Source organism: Cobetia sp. MM1IDA2H-1, from assembly GCF_002916775.2.
GTDB classification, from domain to species: Bacteria; Pseudomonadota; Gammaproteobacteria; order Pseudomonadales; family Halomonadaceae; genus Cobetia; species Cobetia marina.
Genome location: NZ_CM133225.1, coordinates 2633530 through 2654025, shown reverse-complemented (window position 1 = coordinate 2654025; position 20496 = coordinate 2633530). Strand labels below are relative to the sequence as shown.

The 20496-nt window shown below is 59.8% G+C and carries 18 protein-coding genes; 6 read left to right on the top strand and 12 right to left on the bottom strand.

The window, feature by feature from the left end:
* Positions 1 to 126 precede the first annotated feature (126 nt).
* From BOH68_RS11215 to BOH68_RS11205, 3 genes are read right to left on the bottom strand one after another with little or no spacing between them, the layout of a single operon-like run.
* The gene (locus tag BOH68_RS11215; RefSeq protein WP_077373998.1) at positions 127 to 1158 is read right to left on the bottom strand and encodes an HlyD family secretion protein; all 1032 of its coding nucleotides are present in this window, start codon (positions 1156 to 1158) and stop codon (positions 127 to 129) included.
* A 22-nt stretch (positions 1159 to 1180) separates the two neighbouring features.
* Positions 1181 to 1810, bottom strand: a complete 630-nt coding sequence (locus BOH68_RS11210) for an MFS transporter (protein WP_219815778.1) — start codon at positions 1808 to 1810, stop codon at positions 1181 to 1183.
* Positions 1792 to 2718, bottom strand: a complete 927-nt coding sequence (locus BOH68_RS11205) for an MFS transporter (protein ID WP_219815776.1) — start codon at positions 2716 to 2718, stop codon at positions 1792 to 1794. Before BOH68_RS11205 ends, BOH68_RS11210 begins: the two co-directional genes overlap by 19 nt.
* 124 nt (positions 2719 to 2842) lie before the next feature.
* Between BOH68_RS11205 and BOH68_RS11200 the strand changes: the two genes are divergently transcribed.
* Positions 2843 to 3592: an IclR family transcriptional regulator gene (locus BOH68_RS11200; RefSeq protein WP_219815774.1), complete on the top strand. Its 750-nt coding sequence runs from the start codon at positions 2843 to 2845 to the stop codon at positions 3590 to 3592.
* 149 nt (positions 3593 to 3741) lie between these two features.
* On the opposite strand, the gene BOH68_RS11195 is transcribed toward BOH68_RS11200, so the two are convergent.
* The gene (locus tag BOH68_RS11195; RefSeq protein ID WP_077373995.1) at positions 3742 to 4437 is read right to left on the bottom strand and encodes a haloacid dehalogenase type II; all 696 of its coding nucleotides are present in this window, start codon (positions 4435 to 4437) and stop codon (positions 3742 to 3744) included.
* A 291-nt stretch (positions 4438 to 4728) separates the two neighbouring features.
* Complete coding sequence (locus BOH68_RS11190; RefSeq protein WP_077373992.1) at positions 4729 to 5247, bottom strand: lactoylglutathione lyase family protein; 519 nt, start codon at positions 5245 to 5247, stop codon at positions 4729 to 4731.
* Positions 5248 to 5468: 221 nt separating this feature from the next.
* On the opposite strand from BOH68_RS11190, the gene BOH68_RS11185 reads away from it, so the two are divergent.
* Positions 5469 to 6344, top strand: a complete 876-nt coding sequence (locus BOH68_RS11185; RefSeq protein ID WP_077373989.1) for a LysR family transcriptional regulator — start codon at positions 5469 to 5471, stop codon at positions 6342 to 6344.
* Positions 6345 to 6370: 26 nt separating this feature from the next.
* Here BOH68_RS11185 and BOH68_RS11180 read toward each other — a convergent pair whose 3' ends face one another.
* From BOH68_RS11180 to BOH68_RS11150, 7 genes are all read right to left on the bottom strand, one after another.
* On the bottom strand, positions 6371 to 7339 hold the full coding sequence (locus tag BOH68_RS11180; protein WP_077373986.1) for a LysR substrate-binding domain-containing protein: 969 nt from the start codon (positions 7337 to 7339) through the stop codon (positions 6371 to 6373).
* A gap of 234 nt (positions 7340 to 7573) precedes the next feature.
* The gene (locus tag BOH68_RS11175) at positions 7574 to 8050 is read right to left on the bottom strand and encodes a GFA family protein (protein WP_077373983.1); all 477 of its coding nucleotides are present in this window, start codon (positions 8048 to 8050) and stop codon (positions 7574 to 7576) included.
* Positions 8051 to 8174: 124 nt separating this feature from the next.
* On the bottom strand, positions 8175 to 8501 hold the full coding sequence (locus BOH68_RS11170; RefSeq protein ID WP_077373980.1) for a gamma-glutamylcyclotransferase family protein: 327 nt from the start codon (positions 8499 to 8501) through the stop codon (positions 8175 to 8177).
* A gap of 261 nt (positions 8502 to 8762) precedes the next feature.
* Positions 8763 to 9362 (bottom strand): HD domain-containing protein, encoded by a 600-nt coding sequence (locus tag BOH68_RS11165; protein ID WP_077373977.1) that lies wholly within the window; start codon positions 9360 to 9362, stop codon positions 8763 to 8765.
* Entirely contained in the window at positions 9362 to 10531 is a 1170-nt protein-coding gene (locus tag BOH68_RS11160; protein WP_077373973.1) for a TauD/TfdA family dioxygenase, read from the bottom strand. Before BOH68_RS11160 ends, BOH68_RS11165 begins: the two co-directional genes overlap by 1 nt.
* Positions 10532 to 11068: 537 nt before the next feature.
* Complete coding sequence (locus BOH68_RS11155) at positions 11069 to 11461, bottom strand: hypothetical protein (protein ID WP_181013918.1); 393 nt, start codon at positions 11459 to 11461, stop codon at positions 11069 to 11071.
* Positions 11462 to 11511: 50 nt separating this feature from the next.
* The gene (locus BOH68_RS11150) at positions 11512 to 12117 is read right to left on the bottom strand and encodes a TerD family protein (protein WP_077373967.1); all 606 of its coding nucleotides are present in this window, start codon (positions 12115 to 12117) and stop codon (positions 11512 to 11514) included.
* 438 nt (positions 12118 to 12555) lie between these two features.
* On the opposite strand from BOH68_RS11150, the gene BOH68_RS11145 reads away from it, so the two are divergent.
* Genes BOH68_RS11145 through BOH68_RS11130 form a run of 4 tightly spaced genes read left to right on the top strand, consistent with a single transcriptional unit; the run spans position 12556 to position 20420 of the window.
* Positions 12556 to 14025, top strand: a complete 1470-nt coding sequence (locus BOH68_RS11145) for a hypothetical protein (protein ID WP_077375551.1) — start codon at positions 12556 to 12558, stop codon at positions 14023 to 14025.
* A gap of 2 nt (positions 14026 to 14027) precedes the next feature.
* Positions 14028 to 14924, top strand: coding sequence for a hypothetical protein (locus BOH68_RS11140; protein WP_077373964.1), 897 nt, complete (start codon positions 14028 to 14030; stop codon positions 14922 to 14924).
* A gap of 2 nt (positions 14925 to 14926) precedes the next feature.
* On the top strand, positions 14927 to 19363 hold the full coding sequence (locus BOH68_RS11135; protein ID WP_077373960.1) for a coiled-coil domain-containing protein: 4437 nt from the start codon (positions 14927 to 14929) through the stop codon (positions 19361 to 19363).
* A 13-nt stretch (positions 19364 to 19376) separates the two neighbouring features.
* Positions 19377 to 20420, top strand: coding sequence for a Wadjet anti-phage system protein JetD domain-containing protein (locus BOH68_RS11130; RefSeq protein WP_077373957.1), 1044 nt, complete (start codon positions 19377 to 19379; stop codon positions 20418 to 20420).
* The last annotated feature ends 76 nt before the right edge of the window (positions 20421 to 20496 follow it).

Genomic DNA, 20496 nt, shown 5'->3' with positions numbered 1-20496 from the left:
GCCGTATCGCCTGCATCGCCTGTCTGTAAGGGCACGCCAGACAAGACGCCCCATCTGTCACTGACAGATGGGGCGTCTTGTCTTGCCGGCTAGCCGGCCGTCGCGTCCGGGAGCGAGTCCCTTGGATCAGGAGGCGTCCCGAGTGGTGACGTGGGTGATCACCGACATGCCGATGCGCACCTTGTCGAAGTCGGGTTGATCGGGGTCAAACGCGATCTTGACCGGCATGCGCTGGGTGATCTTGGTGAAGTTGCCGGTGGCGTTCTCGCTGGCCACTGCCGAGAAGGCGTTGCTGGAGGCCGGTGCGATGCTCTCGACATGACCATGGAAGGTCTTGCCCGGCAGGCTGTCCAGCGTCATCTCTACCGGCTGGCCCGGCGCCATCTCGGCCATCTGGGTCTCGAGATAGTTGGCGACCACGTAGGCTTCCTTGTGTGGCACGATGGCCAGCAGCGAGGAGCCCGGCTGCACGTAGGCACCGACACGCAATGAGCGCTGGGTGACGATGCCATCCTTGGGGGCGCGGATGGTGGTGTAATCGACGTTCAGCGTTGCCTGCTCAAGCGTGGCGCGCGAGCGCTCGATTTCGGCGCGGGCCTCGACGCGTTGAGCCTGCAGGACACCGATCTGTTTCTCGGCCGAGCGCTGAGCGGGCTGATACTGCACGAGTCGTGCCTCCCAGATGCCCTGTTCCTCATCGGCCTTTTCCTTGTCCTGCTGGGAGGCGGCATTGGTCATGCGCAGGCTGCGATAGCGTTTGGCATCATTGCGTGCGTAACGCAGTGACGCCTCGGTCGCCTTCACTTCGGCGAGGGCTTGCTGGACCACCGCGCGCTGACGTTCGATGTTGGCGTCCAGATCTCCTACCGCCGCCTGACTGGCGGCGAGATCCGCCTGGGCGGAATGCAGGGAGGCCTGGTAATCACGGTCGTCCAGCGTGGCCAGTATCTGCCCCTCGTGAACCACCTGGTTGTCTTCCACCCGTACCGTGTCGATCTGGCCGGCCACCCGTGGGGTGACCATCACGCTATCGGCACGCACGTAGGCGTTGTTGGTGGCCTCGCGGCCATCGTGACCCTTCCAGTAGAGCGCTGCATAGAGAATCAGCAGCAGCAGGGCCAGTCCGCTCAGCAGCAGAGTCGTGCGTGTCTTGTTCATGGCAGTATCGTGTTCTCGCTTTTCAGGTCGCAGGAGAGTGGGTGTGCTGGCGGGCGGCAGGTGCCGGTTGCGGCGGGTAGGCGCGCACCGGCAACACCATGACCAGCACCAGCAGGGCCACCACGAAGGGAATGATGGCGAGGTAGGCATCCGCATAGCTCATCACCGCGGCCTGCTCGGAGAGGCGAGTGGCGATATCGTGCGCGGCGTCCAGTGGGATGAGGCCGGCGGGCTGATTGCCCTGCAGGCCCAGCGCCTCGCTCAGACGGGTCGAATGCAGGGCATCACGCTGGACGATGAAGCTGCCATAGACGGTGGCGGCCACCACCGTGAACAGCGCCCGCAACGAGTTGACCATCGCGGTGGCAAAGGGGCCGTCCAGCGGACTGATGGCGCCGGTGGCATTCATCAAGAGCGGCACGACCACCATCGGTTGGCCCAGGGTATTGAGCACCTCGATGAGCAGGAAGTTGTCACGGTTCCAGTCGCTGGTGAGCTGCGAGCCCAGCAGGCAGCTGATCAGGATCAACACCAGGCCCGTGGCCATCACATAGCGGCTGTCGACGTTCCTGCGATTGATCAGTGTCGCCACCAGCGGTGCCAGCACGAGCTGCGGCAGAGCCATGGTCAGCATCACCGGGAACAGCTGCATGGGGCGATAGCCCTGTACCTCGCCCAGGAAGGCGGCGGGATGGTGCCGGCGGCCAGGGTCAGGAACATGAAGGTACACAGGGTAAGAATGCCGAAGGCGAAGTTGCGATGGGCCAGGAGCTGCAGCTTGTAGAGCGGCAACGGGTGGAACCATTCATGGATCAGGAAGGCAGCGAAGGCCAGTCCGCCCGTGCCCAGCAGGGCGATGATCACGGGGGAGTTGCCCCAGTCGAGACGCTCGCCCTGGGTCATGCCGGCCACCAGAGCACAGAGACCGGTGACGCCAAGCAGGGCGCCGAGCCAGTCGAACTGCTTGAGGCGCTCCAGCTTGAGCGGGTCCTGTGGCAGGCCCCAGGACACCAGCGCCGCCGCGATGAGACACATCGGCGCGGTTTCCCAGAACACCAGATTCCAGTCGCCCAGGTCGCCATAGAGCGCGGCCAGCGGTGCCGACAGATAAGGGCCGAAGGTGGCCGTCATCGCATAGGCCGACAGGCCATAGAGCTTGCTGTGCCACGGCAGAAAGCGCAGCGCCGACATCATCAGCAGCGGCAGGATGCTGCCGGATGCCAGCCCCTGGGCAACGCGCAGCCCCGCCATCAACGGGAAGCTGTCGGCCAGTGGCACCAGAAGCGAGAACACTGCCAGTGACAGGCAGGCACCGATGGCGAAGCGGCGCAGGCTGAAGGTGACGGCCAACCAGCCGGCCAGCAGCATCATCGAGACTTCAGCGGCGCTGTAGAGGGTGGTCAGCCAACTGCCTTCATCATGGGAAAAGCCGAAATGACCGATCACATCCGTCAGCACCGTCTGAGTGACTCGCTCGCCGACACCGGACATCAGCGAGGCGAGCAGGATACCCACGAGGCCGAGAGCGATTCGTAGATTGAAGGGTTGAGCAGCAGCCACTGGCAGGTTCTCGCGTCTGACGGAAAGGACAGGAAGATATCGCGACAGGTGTTTCATTATACGGTACACTGTACCATTCAGTGGTTTTGTTGGGCAAGTAGTTAGCTTGTTAAGGAGATGTGTCTTGACCACACGTGAAGGCGGTGGCGTACAGGTCGTGGCCAGGGTCGCGGCGATTCTCAAGAGCCTGGAAGGCAATGAGCGGGGCATGAGTCTGGGGGAGATCGCGCAGCGCAGTGAGCTGCCGCGCTCCACCGTCAAGCGGCTGGTGGACGCGCTGGCGCAGGAGGATCTGCTGGAGATTCATGGGCATGGCGGTATCCGGCTGGGGTCTGCCTTGATGCGACTGGCACGGCATAGCCAGCTCGACATCACCACGCACGCCAAGTCATTTCTGGAAGCCTTGAGTGTCACCACCGAGGAGACGGTGGTGCTCTGCAGCCTGAGCGGCAACGAGTTGCTGATACTGCACTCCGTATTGTCCCCGCAGCCCCTGCGGGTATCGCCGATGGCCGGCAATTTCCTCTCTCTGCACGCGACGTCCAGTGGCAAGGTCCTGCTGGCACACCTGCAGGACGCGCAGGTCAAGCACTTGCTGGGAACCGCGCTCACGGCTTACACGGAGAAGACCGCGAACATGCCCGAGCTGCTCGAGCAGCTGGCGGAGATTCGTCGCTGTGGATACGCGTACGACGCCGGTGAGCACACCCGCGGGGTCGCGGCCATCGCCACGGGTCTCGAGACCAGTCAGGGGCATTACGCCATCTCGGTACTGGGACCGGAATGGCGCATTGCCAGCCGGCATGCCGAGATCAAGACGGCCCTCGGCCAGACCCGTGACGAGATGCTCAAGACGTTCCGGTCACTGGAGTGAAGGCATCGAGAAGAGGCAGGGGGCAGAAGAGGGCTGCAGATCACCAGGGAGGTGGCGGTGAGGCGGGGGAAGAGGTGAATCAGACACGCCACGGGCCTTGAGTAGGCGCCGTGGCGTGTCTGTCATGCGGCTTTCACCAGCGGGGGAGATCAGGCGTGTCGGGTGGCGATCAGGTGATCGGCCAGGGTCATCAACTCATCGGCCACATGGTCTGGTGTCGGGACATTGCTTGCCGGCAGCACGGCATTGTGCGGACGCGTCAGGAGTGCACCCTGCATGCCGGCTGCCTGGGCGCCGATGGTATCCCAGACGTGACAGGCGACCATGCACATGTCATCGAGCTTGACCTCGAGTTGCTCGGCCACGTGCTGGTAGGTCGCGGGCGCCGGCTTGAACTGTTCCACGGCTCCGACACTGAAGTGCTGCTCGAAGGCCTCGCTGATGCCGGCCTTTTCCAACGGTGTCGGTGAGGCACCGGCGGGAGAGTTGGTCAGGGTCACCAGACGGAAACCGGCCTGCTTCAAGCGCTCGAGCGCCGGTGCGACGTCGGGGTGAGCCGGCATCTCGGCCATGCGCGACTTGAGCTCATCGATATCGCTGTCCTTGAGCGTGACCTGATGGATATCGGCGACCATCTTCAGGACACCCACGCCAAGCTCACCGAAGGGGGTATAGCGATGCGCAAGCGTCAGGGTCTGGGAATACAGCACCAGTTGCGCGAACCATTCACGCAGCAGGCCTTCATCGCCGAAGACGCGCCCGAACAGCGGTGAAAGGGTGGTGATGTCGAGCAGGGTCTCGTTGACGTCGAATACCAGAACGGAGACGGGCTTTGGGGTGGACATGAACACTCCTGGACAGACTGGGTGTGGGGTGTGGGCCTGGGGAGGCAGTACAGCGGATGTCGGTGAAAGGAGTCTCCCTGCATTGCTGGCCCGGTAGCGCCCATCGATTGCCTACCAGCTTACGCAAATTTGAATGATTGCTCAACAATCGACAGGAGGCGACCGTGATGGGGCCTGGCCATGACGAAAAAATCCCCTTGCCCCTTCTGATGACAGGGGGCAAGGGGCGCTGGTTCGATGCACGCATGCGTCGGTCATCGACTCATGCGTGCATCGCTGCCTGGGGCTTGATCAGTCGTTCTGATAGGCACCGGCGGCATAGGTCATTTCATAGCTGTGGCTGTAGACCTCGAGGATGTTGCCGAACGGGTCTTCCATGTAGACCATGCGGAACGGCTTCTCGCCCGGGAAGTACTCGCGTACCGGCATGCGCTGCTTGCCGCCGGCGGCCACGATGCGTTCGGCCAGCCCTTCGACGTCCGGGTCCTGAACGCAGAAGTGGAAGATGCCGGTCTTCCAGTACTCGAAGTTGTTCTCCGGAGTCTCGTGGTTCGGGAATTCGAAGATCTCGACCCCGATACGATCACCGGTGGACAGGTGGGCGATGCGGAAGCTGCCCCAACCCGGACCGAAGACATCGCTGCACATCACGCCGATGGCGGAGTCGTCTTCGGTGATGGTGGTCGGCTCCATCACCACGTACCACCCCAGTACCTCGGTATAGAACTTGACGGCGGCTTCCACATCACCGACGGACAGGCCGATGTGGGAGAAGGTGCGCGGATACGGTGTGTGCTTTTCGCTGCTCATGATTCACCTCGTGAAGGGAGTCGTGAAGGGAATTGGCTCAGTCACTGTCTGCGTGACGTTGGATGCCATCTTGGGTGTCATGAGCAATAATGAAAACTACGTAGCTGTTATGATAGTGATAATATTTCGTTATGGCGGACCGGCGTCGTCGCCGATCAGGACTGCCTGCTGTCAGGCCAGACACGTCCCGGGCGCCATGACTGTCGCAACGAGGAGCCGACATGCTGCAACCCCAGTGGTTACGTACCTTCCGCACTCTGGTGAGTGTCGGCAATTTCACGCGCACCGCAGAGCAGCTCGATCTGACCCAGGCCGCTGTCAGCCAGCATGTGCGACATCTGGAAACCCAGCTGGGCAAGCTGTTGATTCGACATCCTCGCAAGCTCGAGCTGACACCGGCCGGCCATGCGTTGCTGGATTACGCGCGCGAGATGGAGACGGCGGAGCAGCGCCTGGCCCAGCGCCTGGCCGGCAATGAAGACAGTCACGGGGATATTCGGCTGATCACGCCGGGCAGCATCGGGCTGGCGCTTTACCCCCGCTTGCTGGCGCTGCAGCAGGCGTCACCCGGTCTCAATATCCATCATCGCTTCGCCCCCACGCGCGAAGTGGTGGAGTCAGTGCTTGAGAATCGCTTCGAGCTGGGCATCGTCACCCAGAAGCCGGATGACCCGCGCCTGAGCGTGACGGAGCTGACCCGCGAGCCACTTGAATTGGTGGTGCCGGCGGGTGTCGAGATCCATGACTGGCGCGATCTCGAGACGTTGGGCTTCATCGATCATCCCGATGGCCAGGACATGGCGTCACGACTGCTCAGTCGGCGTTTCCCGGGCAATCCGGGGGTCCGCTCATTGCCGCGCAGTGGCTCCACCAATCAGATCAGCCTGATTCTGGAACCGGTGGCCTGCGGGCTGGGCTTCAGTGTCGTGCCTCGCCATGCCCGTGAGGCCTTCCAGAATCCTCAGGCCATCAAGGTGGTGGCACCCGCAGACGGGGATGTCGAGGTGGTGGATACGCTGTGGTGGATTACACGGGCGGAGTGGCCGCTGTCAGCGCGCGCCAGACGGGTACAGCGAGATCTTCAGGCCGGTCTCTGAGACCTGATGGGTGAGGAGGGCGGGCATCAGGCGTCAGGCAATGTCAGGCCGGAAAATTCGCGTGTCAGCCAGCGGGTGATGGGTTGGATCACGGCGCTGTTGGGATGGCGGACACTCATGCGATAGCCATGACGGTCACGCGAGATATGCGGCGTCAGGGCGATCAGCGAGCCGTTGTCGAGCAGGTCCTGGATGACGTGGCTCCAGCCCAGCGCGACCCCCTGATGGTTGACGGCGGCGTTCAGCGTCAGCGGGAAGTTGTTGAAGGGGAAGGCCTTGTCGAGACGCGGTACCGGCAGCCCCGCATGACGACACCAGGTGGCCCAGTCCAGCCAGCGACTATCGCGCATGTCCAGATGCAGCAGCGTGATGCGCGACAGCGCCTCGGCATCCAGCCCCTTCTCCAGCCCATGACGCCGCGCGTAATCCGGGGAGCAGACAGGAAAGGCGCGCTCCGCGACCACCAGCGTATCGCGATGATCGCCCGTCAGCGGCGGGCCGAAGCGGATCGCGATATCGGCCTGCTGCATCTGCGGGTCTTCATCGCGATCGATCGGCAGCAGCGTGAAGTGACACTCCGGAAAGGCCTGCTCCAACCGCTCCAGCCGCGGGCGCAGCCAGACGTGGGCAAAGCCGGCACCCGCGGCGATGGTGATGCGCGGTGTCGGCTTGTGCACCTTGCGACGTGCTTCCGTGACGGCGCTGCAGACCTGGCCAAGTCCGCCTGCCAGTTCGGCATGGAAGCTCTCGCCGTAGTGGTTGAGGATCAGCCTGCCGCCCTGACGATCGAACAGCGGATGGCCCAGGTGCTCCTCCAGCGCGCGGATGCGCTGGGAGATGGTGGGCTGGGTGGTATCCAGCTCATTGGCCGCAGCCGTCATCGAGCCCAGGCGAACCGTCACGTCAAAGGCGACCAGCCCGCGCAGGGAGGGCAGGTCATCCAGGCTACTGGCGGTATCGTCTGGCGCAGGGGAGCGTGTCTTTCGGGCCGGCACGAGGGTCCTCGCTGTGATGCACTGTCACGGCGACCCTGTCCTGGAATATCCGGGCCTGCGAGAGGCTTCACGCCGTACACCGCGGATATCAGGCAAGAGCGCCGCCTTGTATAGGCGGCACTTATACGCGACGCAGCGAGTGACATCAACGCTCAGCCCGGCGAATCAGGGCGCGAGGTCGCACCTGATCCTGACCAGGGTCGCACCTGTTCCTGTTGGAGGGCGTCCCTGAGCTTACTGAGTGCCGCGCTCGGCAATTCGCGCATGCCAGGCCGCGATGCTCTCGTCGGGATACTCGGCGTGATGGGCATCACGCGCCTCGTGCGCGACTTCCACCCAGTTGGCCTTGCTGTCGAGCATGATGTGGACATGCTCCGGTGGCACGGGCAGCGGGGTGTCTATCGCCCCCGCCTGCGGGTGGATCAGTTCTGGCCAGCGGGCATCGTAGAGCCACAGTGCACTGCCGCAGTGCTTGCAGAAATGACGTTCCGCCGGGCTTTCGACCCCGTCGATCACCGCGTGATAGATCGAGATGTGCTCGCGGCCTTCCACCTTGAGGGTGCCGGCGTCGCCCGCCAGGTTGATCGCATGGCCGCCGCTGCCTGCCGTCTTGCGACAGATCGAGCAGTAGCAGCGCTGGTACGGGTAGGGATGCGGCGACTCAAGCTGGAATGTGACGGCCTTGCAGTGGCACGAACCTTCAAGCTGCATGAGAAATTCTCCTTGTGATGCCTGGGCGAGGGCGCTGGCGAGGCTGGGGCCGAGAGGGTGACTCAATCCAGAGGCAGGGGGATCGCTCTGTCACTTGTCGCTCTGCCTGCCCGGCAGGAGATTCTCACATCGCCAGCGCATAGACATAGACCTCGAGCTCACGATTGTCGTCGAGAATGACGGTGGTGACGCGACGCTGATAGATGGGGCCCTCGAAGTCATCGAGAGCGTCCCAATGCTCGGGCAGCTGCGGTGAGGAAAAGACGTGGCCGCGTATCACCTGCCCCGTGTTGTCGACCACCAGCCCGGGGAAGTTGTGCTCGGTACCCTGATCGCTGTTCTCGAGTCGGCCGCGCAGATAGGCCGGGCGCCATTCGCCATCGATGTTGGCGATGACATGTTCGTTGAGTCCGCCTGGCCCCAGCGGGCCATAGATGAAGAGGTGTTCCATGTGTCTGCCTGTCGGGTCGGGGAGGGGGAATGCGTCTCAAGGAGCGAGACTGCCGCATCATCAGGGACAGTCTTCATGGATACTTGCCTTGCCCCACGATGATGAAGGCTGAGTGGCGAGGTTCAACCCCCTGTTGGCGTGGTGCGCTCAACGCAACGCCCACAAACCACATTGCCCCCACTGGGCGGGCCAGTGGGGGCAATGGTCAAGCACAGGAGCGGAGGAGGTCAGGCGCGATTCATGCGCCCGCCCTCCACACGTTCAGACGCGGCTGTCGAAACCGCCGGCGGGCTCTTCGCCGATCACGTCCGGATCGAAGGGCTTGCGTGCGAAGACGCGACGCAGAGCCGGCTCGAAGTGCTCCAGCGGCGGGGTCGGATAGTCCGGATCGAAGGCCGCCTGATCATAACGCTCGCAGAAATCCACACACTTCTGATACCAGGGGTGATCCTTGTAGATCTCGCGCTCGTTGCGGTCCTCGCCGTAGAAGTGACCGTAGTAGAACTTCTGGAACAGTCCATGGTGGTGGATGATCCAGGTGACCTCGGCACGCACATACGGGCGAATGATGGCGGCGGCCAGCTGCGAGTGATTGTAGGGCGCCAGCTCGTCACCCAGGTCATGCAGGAGGGTCGCGACGACGAGATCATCATCGCCACCGTCGGCTTCGGCACGTGCCGCTGACTGCAGGGAGTGCTCCAGACGGCTGACCTTGTAGCCGCTCAGACCATCATCGAGCTTGCGCAGGGCAAGCTTGAGACGCTCCACCAGCCCTTCATTGAACTGGTCTTCAAGACGCTCGAGCAACGCATAGTCTTCTGCGGTGCCGTCCTTCATCTGGGTGAATGAAACCTGATCCATTACGCCATTTCCTCACGGTTTTCTTGTTGTGCCTGCTGCTGACGCTGACGCATCAGGGTCGTGGCGAAGCGCTCACGCGGGCCGTCGCTGTCCATGTAGCAGCCCTGCAGGTGACGATGCCCCTCATTGGTGTCGAACGCCGTACGGCCATGCAGCACGCGGGTGTTGTCGAACATCATCAACTCACCGGACTCGAGCTGGAAGCGAATCTCGTTGGCAGGGTCCTGGAACAGCTGCCCCAGACGCTGGCGGGCCTGATGGTAGCGGCGCGTGTTCTCCAGCGACATGTGCGGCAGATGATCAAGACGCGGGCTGTAGTTGACGCCGATCGGCTCACCATCGGCGCTCTCACGGATCACGCAGCGACGGGTGGTCAGCTCGGTGCCGGCATCCAGGAAGCGGAAGCCCACCGGGGTGGTGCGCAGCAGTTCATAACCTTCCGGCATCTCGGCCTTGAGCTGCTTGAGCGCATTCAGGCTGTCGACCAGCGTGGATAGACCGCCAGTGGTCTCGTTGACCAGGCAATGCAGCATCTGGATGCCCGGCACCGGATCACGATACGGATTATCGGTGTGCGGTCCAAGTGCCACGCTACGATAGGCCAGATCGTTGCCGGTTGGGCGCGAATACACCTCGAAGTAGCTGCCGAAGTTGGTGTCCTTCACGTAACCGAAGTGACCGGCCACTTCCAGAATGCGCTCCGGATCGGTCGGCACGTTCTGCACGATGATGTAGCCAAAGCGCAGATAGGCCTCCAGTGCCTTCTGGAAGTCCTCATTGTTGCCCATCTTCTCCCAGTCGACGCGCTGCGCCTGCTGATCGATGCCCGCATCCCAGCTCTCGGCCTTGGGGAACGGCGTGATGCCCTGCAGCTCATGCGCCAGCAGGGTGAGGTCATACACCTCGCAATGCCCGTCACTGAAAGTGAATTCCACGTGCGTCTCATCGACCGGGCGCGCCTCGGTCAACTCGAGATTGACGTCGATGGCATGCGAATCGAACAGGCGCTGGGTGGTGACCTCATCGAGCTGCTCCGGGTCCTGGGTGCGCTCGCGCAGCCACAGCGGGCTGACCGGTTCGTGGCCTTCAGCGGTGATCAGGTTCAGTGACAGCGGCGACTCGCTCAGGCTCAGCGGCAGCGCGTCGGACAGGGCATTGGTCAGGGACATGCAGGTATCTCTCCATTAGCACGGTTGTATATCGTGGCCATTATGGGAGCGAGGCATGGGACCTAAGTAGGGGGTGAGTGTTATCGGAGGGTATGCATTTTTCTTATGGGCCGGATAGAACTCGAGAACCTGGCCCGTGATGCGTCCTGATGGATTGATACAAAGATTCAGTGATGCTCACTTTGAGCCGTTGCAGGGAACAGTCAACTGACTTGCCTGTTTCCAGCAGCGCGCTGCAGTGGAGGTGTGTCCCGAAAAGTTGTTCGTTTCGGTGCGTAGTTTCAGAGATTTCTGGCACTGACTTCGGTCAGACTTGATGCGCCTATCCACTTGCAGGTGCTCTGGTTCTGCTGAGCCCCGACACTATCCTTGAGCAATGATGACAACAGGTGCTGCCAACGGGCTGTCGCTCAGCCTTTTATCGTGGCCCCCTGAGCTTCTGAAGTTTCACTCGTATAGCCCTCCATGGCATCTCATGAAAACTGATAGCGTGCGAAGAGTGGCATGAAAGAAGGCCCGGGGCCTTCGCCCCGCGCCTCAAGCCTGTGGAGATCTATCCTTGCGGTCGCAGTTCGCACGCTGCTCCAGCTGTTCAAGCGTTTCTTCATTCAGTCCAAGGTTCTGTACGTATTGCCACAGGGGGAGCCCAAGTTCTCGGGCCCGTTGTTCCAATATCGTCTTGGTGGCTTGATCGATATTGGCCCGGGTGAGGTGATGGCGGGACTTGTAGCGATATGCCCTGATGCTGTCCCGGGCACGGCGCCAGTCTTCATCGCAGGCCCATTGGTTGACCCAGTCCACCAGCTCTTTTCCTCGGCGGATCCTCTGTAGTGCAGCCTGTGCGTCCTTCTGGTCTTCGCAGACGGGCAAGCCCTGGAAGTAGCGAACGTACAGAGGCACCTCTTCCAAAGGTGGCGGAGTCTTGTTCATTGTCATACGGGCCAGTCATGCTGACTGGCCCGCCCTCCCTGGCAGTGGTGTTATGCGCTGATGTAGTCGCTGGAGAAGGTCTGCAGGGTGGATTTCAGATCACGTGCATCCACCGCGGTGCCGATGGAGCGGAATTTCCACTCGTTGCCGTGACGGTAGACGCTGCCGAGGATCATGCTGACACGGCCAGCGAAGGTCTTGTCATTTGACACATCGAACTTGGCGAAGACGTCGCCTTTGCCGGCTCTGCCGTTGTGGATACGGGCATTGGCAAACGGGATGGCGTCGAACTTCTGCTGACTGAAGGAATTCAGCACCACCGCCAAGTGATTGACTTCCTTCGGCACGCGCATCAAGTCGATCTGGATGACTTCGTTGTCCTTGCCGTCGTCCCCACCGGTGTCACCGGTGCGGTCATCGCCACTGTGCTTGATGGAGCCGCACTTGGACTTGAGGTTGCCGAAGTAGACGATGTCCGTGGTCTTGCCGTTGGCATCGAACATGCCGATGGAGGCGTCCAGGTCCACGGCAACACTTTTCTTGCCGAAGAAGCCTTTCTTCTCGATGGCGCCCCAGTTGACACCGATCTCGATGTAATCGAGCTTGGTGCCGTCATCCTTGGCGAGGCTGATGCGCTGCCCTTTGGAAAGATTGATATGTAATAGTCCCCGTTATTTTATGTGCTTAATTAAATCAAACACTTGCTGAAGGATGATAGATGCAAAATCGCACTTTGTTGTCATATGGTAAGCGATTCTAGGAGTGGGCGTTCCTTGCCATCCGGCAAGAACCACCGATTTTCTATTATTGAACAACAGGTTATGGAGGCGGTGTGGTCGGGAGGCTAACCCCATGGGGTTGGCCGGAAGTTTCCGCGTTCAGGGGCTGGTGAAAGAGGTTGGGGGAGAAAAGTTTGGTAAGCAGTGTAATGCATCCAGGTACGACAGGGGAAATAAAATCGCCATGATTGCATTGTTTATCATTGCGTCATTTTTAGTTTATTGTGTGTGGTATGTATAAAAAACATCATTTTTATTGTTTTCCATGATCCGGCATGATTTGCTACGGTGATCCTCTCTAAGCTGGTGGGCGTTATGTTGCTAGAGTTTCTGGAGCAGGCTCGCAATGAATCCATGGCACGTCGTGAGCTGACCATTCAGTCTCACGCGCTGCTGGTCGTGCGGACGCTGGATTCGATCTATAGCGCCCTACAGCGCAAGTTGTTTGACGGAGTCGACTTTGACGCCCTCGCGGCCATCATGCACCTCTTCGACTCCATGCTTTACTACGCCGACCGTGAGCACCAGCCGGGCATGACTCGCAAAGAAGCGGAGTGGTGCTTGGCGGAGCACCTGCAGGAGGCGTATCCGGGACAAAAAGCCTCAAGCTACACGCAGGTAGCCGGCAAGATTTTCGCGGCGATCAAGGACCCTTTTCGCCTCCGGTACTACGATTTCACCGAACGCGCGCATTCCGATGAGCAGGTCGTTCGCCTGATACGCCACGACCAAGTGCTCGGTTCCGATGATATTCTCTGGTCTCTGACCGATGAGGGGATGCTGTTTTACACCCTCCGTCTGGACGAAACGCCGATAGAGCGAGCTGCGATTCTCGCTTGGCGAACGCTCAAAACCATCCGTCGAGGCGAGATCGATAAAGCGGTACAGCAGATCCAGTCAACCCAGCGGCAGTTGGAGCAATACCTGATTGGGATGCGGATGAAAGTACGCGCCGCGCAGTCGGGTGATTTGAGCACATCCTATGCGCACGATATCCGTCCCGTACTCAGCGACTCCTTTGATAAGACTCAGGAAGTGCTGGGGCATATTCAGAACACTCTGTCGACCATTACCGAAATGCTGGCTGATGGACACTCGGAATTGCACCCCGACAAGCTACACAAGCTACGCAAGGCGCAAGAGATTTTTGCCGAGGTCAGCACCTTCACACTGAGCTATCAAGATTGCTTGCACGATGTGAACAAGGATTTTGAGCGGGCTCGCCTGAAGCTAATCATTCCCAGAGACAACACCCTGTTTCGGGAGACGCTGGTACAAGGTGCACTCAAGCCCTTGCTAGCCCATGCCCCAGCGACCGCCGAACAGAGAATGGATGAGCTGGTCACGCACCTGTTGGCTCCCCGAAACCAAGATGACGACCTGCACACCCTGCTCGACCTCGAGGCAGTGCTTAACCTGTATCTCGATCAGTTCGAGCAAGAGCTTCCACGCGAGATTCACGACCCCACCGAGCAGCCCGTTGCCATTGAAGCCACACTGCGCGGTATTCCCGACTCGGTAGTTAAGCACTGCAGCGACTGGGTTAGCGCCCGTTTGAATGATCGTGGGCGCGTCAGTTTTGCTGATGTATTTGACGCCTACGCGAACGGCGAGTTGTCCGAGCTGGAGCAACAGGTCTGCTTGCTCCACATCGGCAGTTTAGCGGCCAACAGCGATCCTACCATCGAGGTGGATGTGGACGACGCCCCTATCGAAACAGCGCTCTGGCGGGCTGACAATATCAGCCTACTGACAGTCGCCCCCGCACTGCCCTTTGAGGAGTAGTCATGTACGAGATGCATCAACAGGCCAAACTCTATGCCGAGATCGCCACACAGGCGATCATGGGTTCATTGGGGTACAAGATGGGGGAGGAGCCAATTCAGCGAGCACTGGAGCTTCAGGGAGACGTTCTGTTCGCTGAAATTATCCGTGGCGTCGCGGCCGGTATGAAATTGCGTTACCTCGGCATCCACGAGACATACGGAGTATTGCTGACTGCAGATGGTCGTGGCCCTTTTGCCCCCACCCTGGGCTGGCTGAATAAACGCCTGCTACCTGAAACCACAGCAGAGCAAATGAGCAGAGAGCGCAAGGAGCAGCGTCTCTTCGCGGGATTAACACTGATCGCGTTGCTGGCCGATATGTTTCCCAACCCCGATGCGGTTCGGGTCGAGTCCGGTCAAACCAGCGGTACCAATGCTACCTCAGTAGTAACCAAGCTCAACGACGTTGCCGACCAGGTGATCGCGCAACGCAAAGCTGAGGGGGACGATGTGGTGGACGGCATGCTCCTGGCTGCCCGGTTTGTGCAGGAAGAACGTATCCCCCGCATCCACGACGAGAAGGTGGGGCGTGTCTCCAGCATTCGCTCGCAAACGGAAATGGCAATGCGCTGGATACAGCTGCTGCAGGAGGAAGGCTTCCTGGCAGAGGACAGCAGCCTGTCAGGAGAATCCGACTGGTACCCGACCCAGAAGCTCAAACACTATCTGCGCCATACTGGCATTGAAGAGACGGTACGCTTTGTGATGAATATCGACCCCACAACAGGGAAGCCGCCGTCCGACCTTGTCGACAGTGATGCGGCGGGGGCAGTTGACAACCCGGAACCTGCAGCGGCCAAGGGCCAGCCTGATCCCGTCGAAACCGCTGAAACTCTACGCTCGGGGGAGGTCTACTAGGCATGTGGCTGATCAAACGGGTTTATATGGATGGTGCGGGCCACGAAGAGGCCTTCTACAAAGACCTTACTCTAGACTACATTGGCATGACTCATGCGGTCGATCAATCTGCTGACTCACCACGCAGCATCTCGGCCAAGAACGTAAAGGCTGTGGCCAGCACCTATCAGCAACTGGTGAACGGTGGCGGCAAGTCCACCTACATCGCATTGCTATTGTCAGTCTTTGAGCCGTCTGTCAACGACTTTACCCAGTACCTGGCCAATCGTCGCCAGAGTGAATACCACTACCGCAATTACTTCCATCAGGAGCTGTCTGTCATATTGGTGGAAATGGTCAATGAAGCCGGTCAAACCTTGCTGCTGGGACACGCCCACCAGCGCCGCGGCGATGATGTGGATCGCGTTCTGTTTATCTGTGATACGCCCGACTCCCTGCTGGACACCCCGTTTGACGAAGTGCCGTCATACTCGCGTGCCGAGTACAATCCCGAGCTGCGTCCCTATGCCAACACTCTGCATAGCTTTGAAGGTTGGCTCAATCTCAAGGCGGGTGGCAGCGGCGGTGTACACTGGCGAAAAACCCGAGTGATCAAAGAATGGCGCGCGTTTTTGCTGGAGCAGCGGATCAATATTGATCTCATCAAAACAATGGTCACCTTCAACTCAGAAGAGGGTGGGCTGACCAAGTTCATTGACTATAAAACCGAGCAGGATTTTCTCGGCGCGTTCTTCGCATGCACCATGTCCAAGGACACCACGGAGCAGTTGCGTGATCTGGTGGCGCACGAGGTCGAGCGCCAGGGTGAGCTGGAAACGATTCGCCGCAACGAATCCTTTCTGAGGGATGTGCTATCGAACTGGCAGGCGTTTCTTGAGCCGGCCCGGCTGCTGGAAAGCGCCCAGACGCAGCAACGGCAGATGGATGATGGCTTCCGCGAGGCAATGCGTGATCTCACGGCCTTTATTGAGGATACTCAGACAGAGCAAGCACGGCTCGATGACCAAGCGGAAAGCCTTCGGAAAGAGATTGTCCAAACAACGTCTCACCGCGACATGCAGGGCAGGCGCCAGGCTCTGCTTGAGCACGATCTCGCTCTGCATCAACTCAACGAACAGCAGGCCAAAGTCGCCGCACTTCAAGACGAGGACGACACCTGTCAGCGTCAGCTGCAGATCACACGCACTGCCATTGACTACAAAGCCTATGCGAAGGCTCAAGATGCGTACCACCAAGCGGACGACGACCTGAAGGTTTTCCAAAGCGAAACAGAAAAGCCGCTGCAGGTAATCTTCGAGCGCACCGCCGGCGAAGCGCTGGGTGTGCTGGAGTGGGTGATTAGCGGTCATCGCCAGCAGGAGGCCGAGATCACGGAAGCGTTGACACAGCTCAACAAGGAAAGCGAAGCCCTCAGGCAGTCCTGTGGCAAGCTGCAGAAAAAGCTGGGCAGCCTGGAGTCGGAGAGCAAACAGTGCCGGCTGGACAAGCACAAGGGCGAATCGCGAAGGGATGCGCTGTGCGACGAGGGGCTGATCCAGACAGGGGAAACCCCTGCGGCCGCCCAGCATCGACTGGGGTCGGGTTTGCGTGAATCAGAGCAGGCCGAGGCTCAGGCCAAGATCTCTTGTGGTAAGGCAGAGCAGGCACTGGAAGTGCATCAGCAGGTGGTGGGAAAAGCCTCGGTTGCACAAAGCCAAGCACAGCAGGCGTTCACTCACGCAGAGCAAAAGCACCAGGCTGCGGTAGACAGCGCACGGGCTTTGGCCGAGGGCTATCAGGCGCTACCTGCGCCGACCCAGCACGTCCTTGGTCTTGAGGATACCAACTGGCACAGCGCGCAGTGTGGATCGCAGATCGGTGAGGTGCTGGAGACCAACACCCAAACGCTCAATGGGATGAAACAGCGATTGTTGCAAGCCCAGCACGAGTTGAATGAGTTAAAGCTCACGGGCCACGAGCTGGTCACCAAGCAGATCAACCAGGCGCTTGAGGCGTTCTATGCGGCGGGCATTCCTCGGGATAAGCTCTGGGCCTTCCCTCACTACCTGGCCTCTGCCTTCAACGATGATGCGCCGCGTATCGCTGCGGTTATCGATCAAAACCCGGGCCGCTATCTGAGTCTAGTCGCACTGGATGAGGCGACACTCTCTCAAGTCTGCGCGGTCAGTGAGACGCTGACCTGGAAAGGGGGGCCCGTCGCCGTTCATCGCCTGGATGAAGCGCGAGATCTCAGGGGTATGGCACCCGAGTCAGCACAGGTCGTTCTCTCAAACCCAGACAAGCACGGCTACAGCCAGGCCGCCTACGAAGCGCGGCTACTGGAGCTGGAAAGCGACGTGGCGTCACAAAAGGCCTGCGTAGAAACTGCGGAACGCGCCCTGAAGACATTGGAGTCCTTCAAGAACGAATGGTGCCTACACCACAACCAGCACGGCAGACACTGGTTGAGCCTGATCGAACAGCGTGATCACGCACGCTCAGCACTGGCAAAAGCCAATGCCGCGCTCGAGCAGGCACGCCAACGCGAACAGGACCTACGCGGCGAAAAAGCACAGGCTCAAGCGCGACTCGAAAGCGCCCAACAGCAGCGCAATCAAGCGGAAAAGAAGCATGAAACGCTGACTCATTTTGTTGACACGGAATGGGCGGCGCGCGAAGCAGCGATCCTTAAGCTGGATCAGCTGACAGGGCAGATTCGGCGGAGCGAGGAAACTCTCGCGCGCCAGACCGAGGAGCTGACACAGCAAAGCCAGACAGCGGAGACCAAGCGCGCCGAGCGAACCGGCATCAATATACAGATCAGCCAGTGGATAAGCATGCGCAACGAGCCGTTCTATACGGGGATTACGGCGAACGAGGGTGCCGACGATCGGAGCCCGCAAGATGCCCATGAGGCGGCCTCTCAGGCGCACAAGAAATTACTTGAGGCTGCCCAGGGTGATCAGGTCACGGAACTCAAGCAACAGCGGAAAGAGGCTGAACAGGCGCAACGCGACGCCTTTGATCAGCTATCGACACATACCGCCTACGAGACGCATCCGGATGCGGTCAAAACAGCAGCCATCAGTGATCTGGCGCTGATTAACGACCGCATCGCGCAGCTCGAGACGCAGCACCGGCAATGCGCGCAGCGTCAGATTACGGCGCAGGCCACTCTGCAAAATCTGACCGAGAAATGCGAGGAGGCGCGCGAGGCGTTGGGCGAAGATTTTGTGTGGGAGGAGAAGCCCACCGAGATCGAAGCTATTCGGGCGTCTCTGGTCGAAATCGTCGATAATCTCCATGAAACCAAGCACCAGCTTAGATGCCTGCAGGAGCAACGGACGCTCCAGGCGAAAAAGATCGAGGATGTGAAGGAGCGGCTACAGAGCGCCAAAACAGCTCAGGCGATGATCCAGCCCATCACGCCGACCTCGGCGGCGGGTTTGCCCGCTAAGATCCTGAACATCGCTGAGTATGCGAATTCACTGCGTATCCAATGCCAAACGTACGCGCAGCTGAAAGAAACGCTGAAGCAGCAAGATGTGCGTGTAGCCACGGTCTGGAGTCACTTCCGCAAACGGATCGAAGCAGAGTCGACCAAGGACCCGGACGGTCGTGCCAGCCAAGAATACTTGCGACAGCTGGATTCAATCGCAACCTACCACGAGGTGCTGGGCGATCTGGACCGGGTCGGTACGGGGATCACGCAGGTGTTTGAGGCTGTTCAGGACAGCCTGGAGCAGTTCCAGCGTTCGATTGATCTGACCGTTACCCACCTGACCGCTCATCTGGAAGGGGCGATTAAGCTGCTCAAACGTGCCAAGTCGGTCAGAATCCCGGACGACTGCCCCGTACTGCCCGGTCGGCCTATTTTGAAGCTGACGGACCGATTGAACAATATCACCGCCGACCTCAGGGGCTTTGCCAGCGCCCGCTTGCAACACTGGATCGCCAAGGGCCAGGTGCCCCGCGCACCAAACCGTGATGCCCTGACGGCCGATCTGGTTCAGTCGGTGTTCGGCGAAGGTTCGCTCGAGGTGCGGCTGCTCAAGACGAACGCCAGTCGTCCACAGTGGACCCATATCACCCGGCTGGAGGGATCAGGAGGCCAGCGACTCACATCAGCCTTCCTGCTGTTTGTGACGGTCGGCAAGGTACGAGAGTACGATACGGGTATTTCGAGCGCGGGCTTCTTGCTGGCCGACAATCCGCTGGGCAAATCGAATGCCGATGATCTGATGCGGATTCAGACACAGATGGCCAAGGCCTACAACATCCAGCTCATCTACTTGACCGGCATTTCTGACGAGAATGCCCAGTCGATGTTTGATAACCACCTCTTCCTGAACAAGGTGCAGAAGCTGAAGCGGCGTGATCTGGTGACCGTTGATAACGACCGCCACGCGTTGTGGGCCGCCTCCCTGGCAGCCAAGCCGCAACCCATAGCCACGTCATAGAAGGAGGAGCGTTATGAACGGTGTGACGCTGTGGCTATCCCGAATGGAGTCGACCGCCAACAAACACCGTCTTGCAGCAGGCAAGGCAGCGCGCACGGCGAAGGCCAAGGCGGTACTTGATGAGGTGTTGAGCACGCATCGGCAGGAGGCCTTGAATCATGACGCTCCCGACCTGCTGGCTCAAGCGATCGTGCAAATGCTCGAGGGCGACTGGCGAGCCCAACCCAAGCGCGAAGCAAGCTGGCAGCCGTACTGGCGAGGACTGCGCCTTCCCAACGTTTTTATTTACGAAGGTGCAGTAGCCTCCGAGACGACGGTGCCAGAAATCGCCTGGCATCCTTGGTTGGCGGAGCGTGTTACAGGGCTGCTCTCGCCGCAGGTCAAGGAGCGTTTACAGCAGCTCAATGCTTACCTGTTTCGTCAAGCCGAGTGCGGCAAGCCGCTTTTTCCGGGCACGCTCGGGCGCCGTGAGCGGGCGCTGTTGATCTTTGGTGATGAAAAAGCACTAGACTCCATGCCGCTCGGTGGCTGGAAGCATGTAGCGCTGACCTTGGCCGACCTAGGTGCCATTCGGCGAGCACCGCCGCTACCGTATGAACCATTCAGTCGCAGAGATCTTCCGGCCATCATCGTTGAAAATTCCGATGTGTATTACCGCCTATGCCAAATTAATCGTGAACAAAGACATTGGTCACTGGTGATTTATGGCGCGGGTAACAAGGTGTCAGGCCAAGCAGAGTGCGTGTCACAACTTCTTGAGGCCGAACAGATAAAGCAACTGCTCTATTTTGGTGACCTGGATGTGGCGGGCCTAAAGATTGCCCATCAACTGCGCTGCAAGCTCCTCGATGACTACGGTATCAGTCTGAAACTGGATGAGTGGCTCTATGAGGAGCTGATCCTAAATCGCCTAGTGACACCTGAAGGAAGCGCCAACAACGAGCGGTTTGATTTTGAGTCTCTGTGCGACTGGATGCCACGCTTTGTCGTACGAGAAATGAAGACGCTGATGGCAGCCCACCAGAGACTGCCTCAAGAAGGTGTGACCTACCGTTGAGGCTGTCAAGAGTAAGCGTTCGGGGATCACCACTTGTAGTGGCACAGTGAATCTGGAACTCCTCAACGTTTCATGT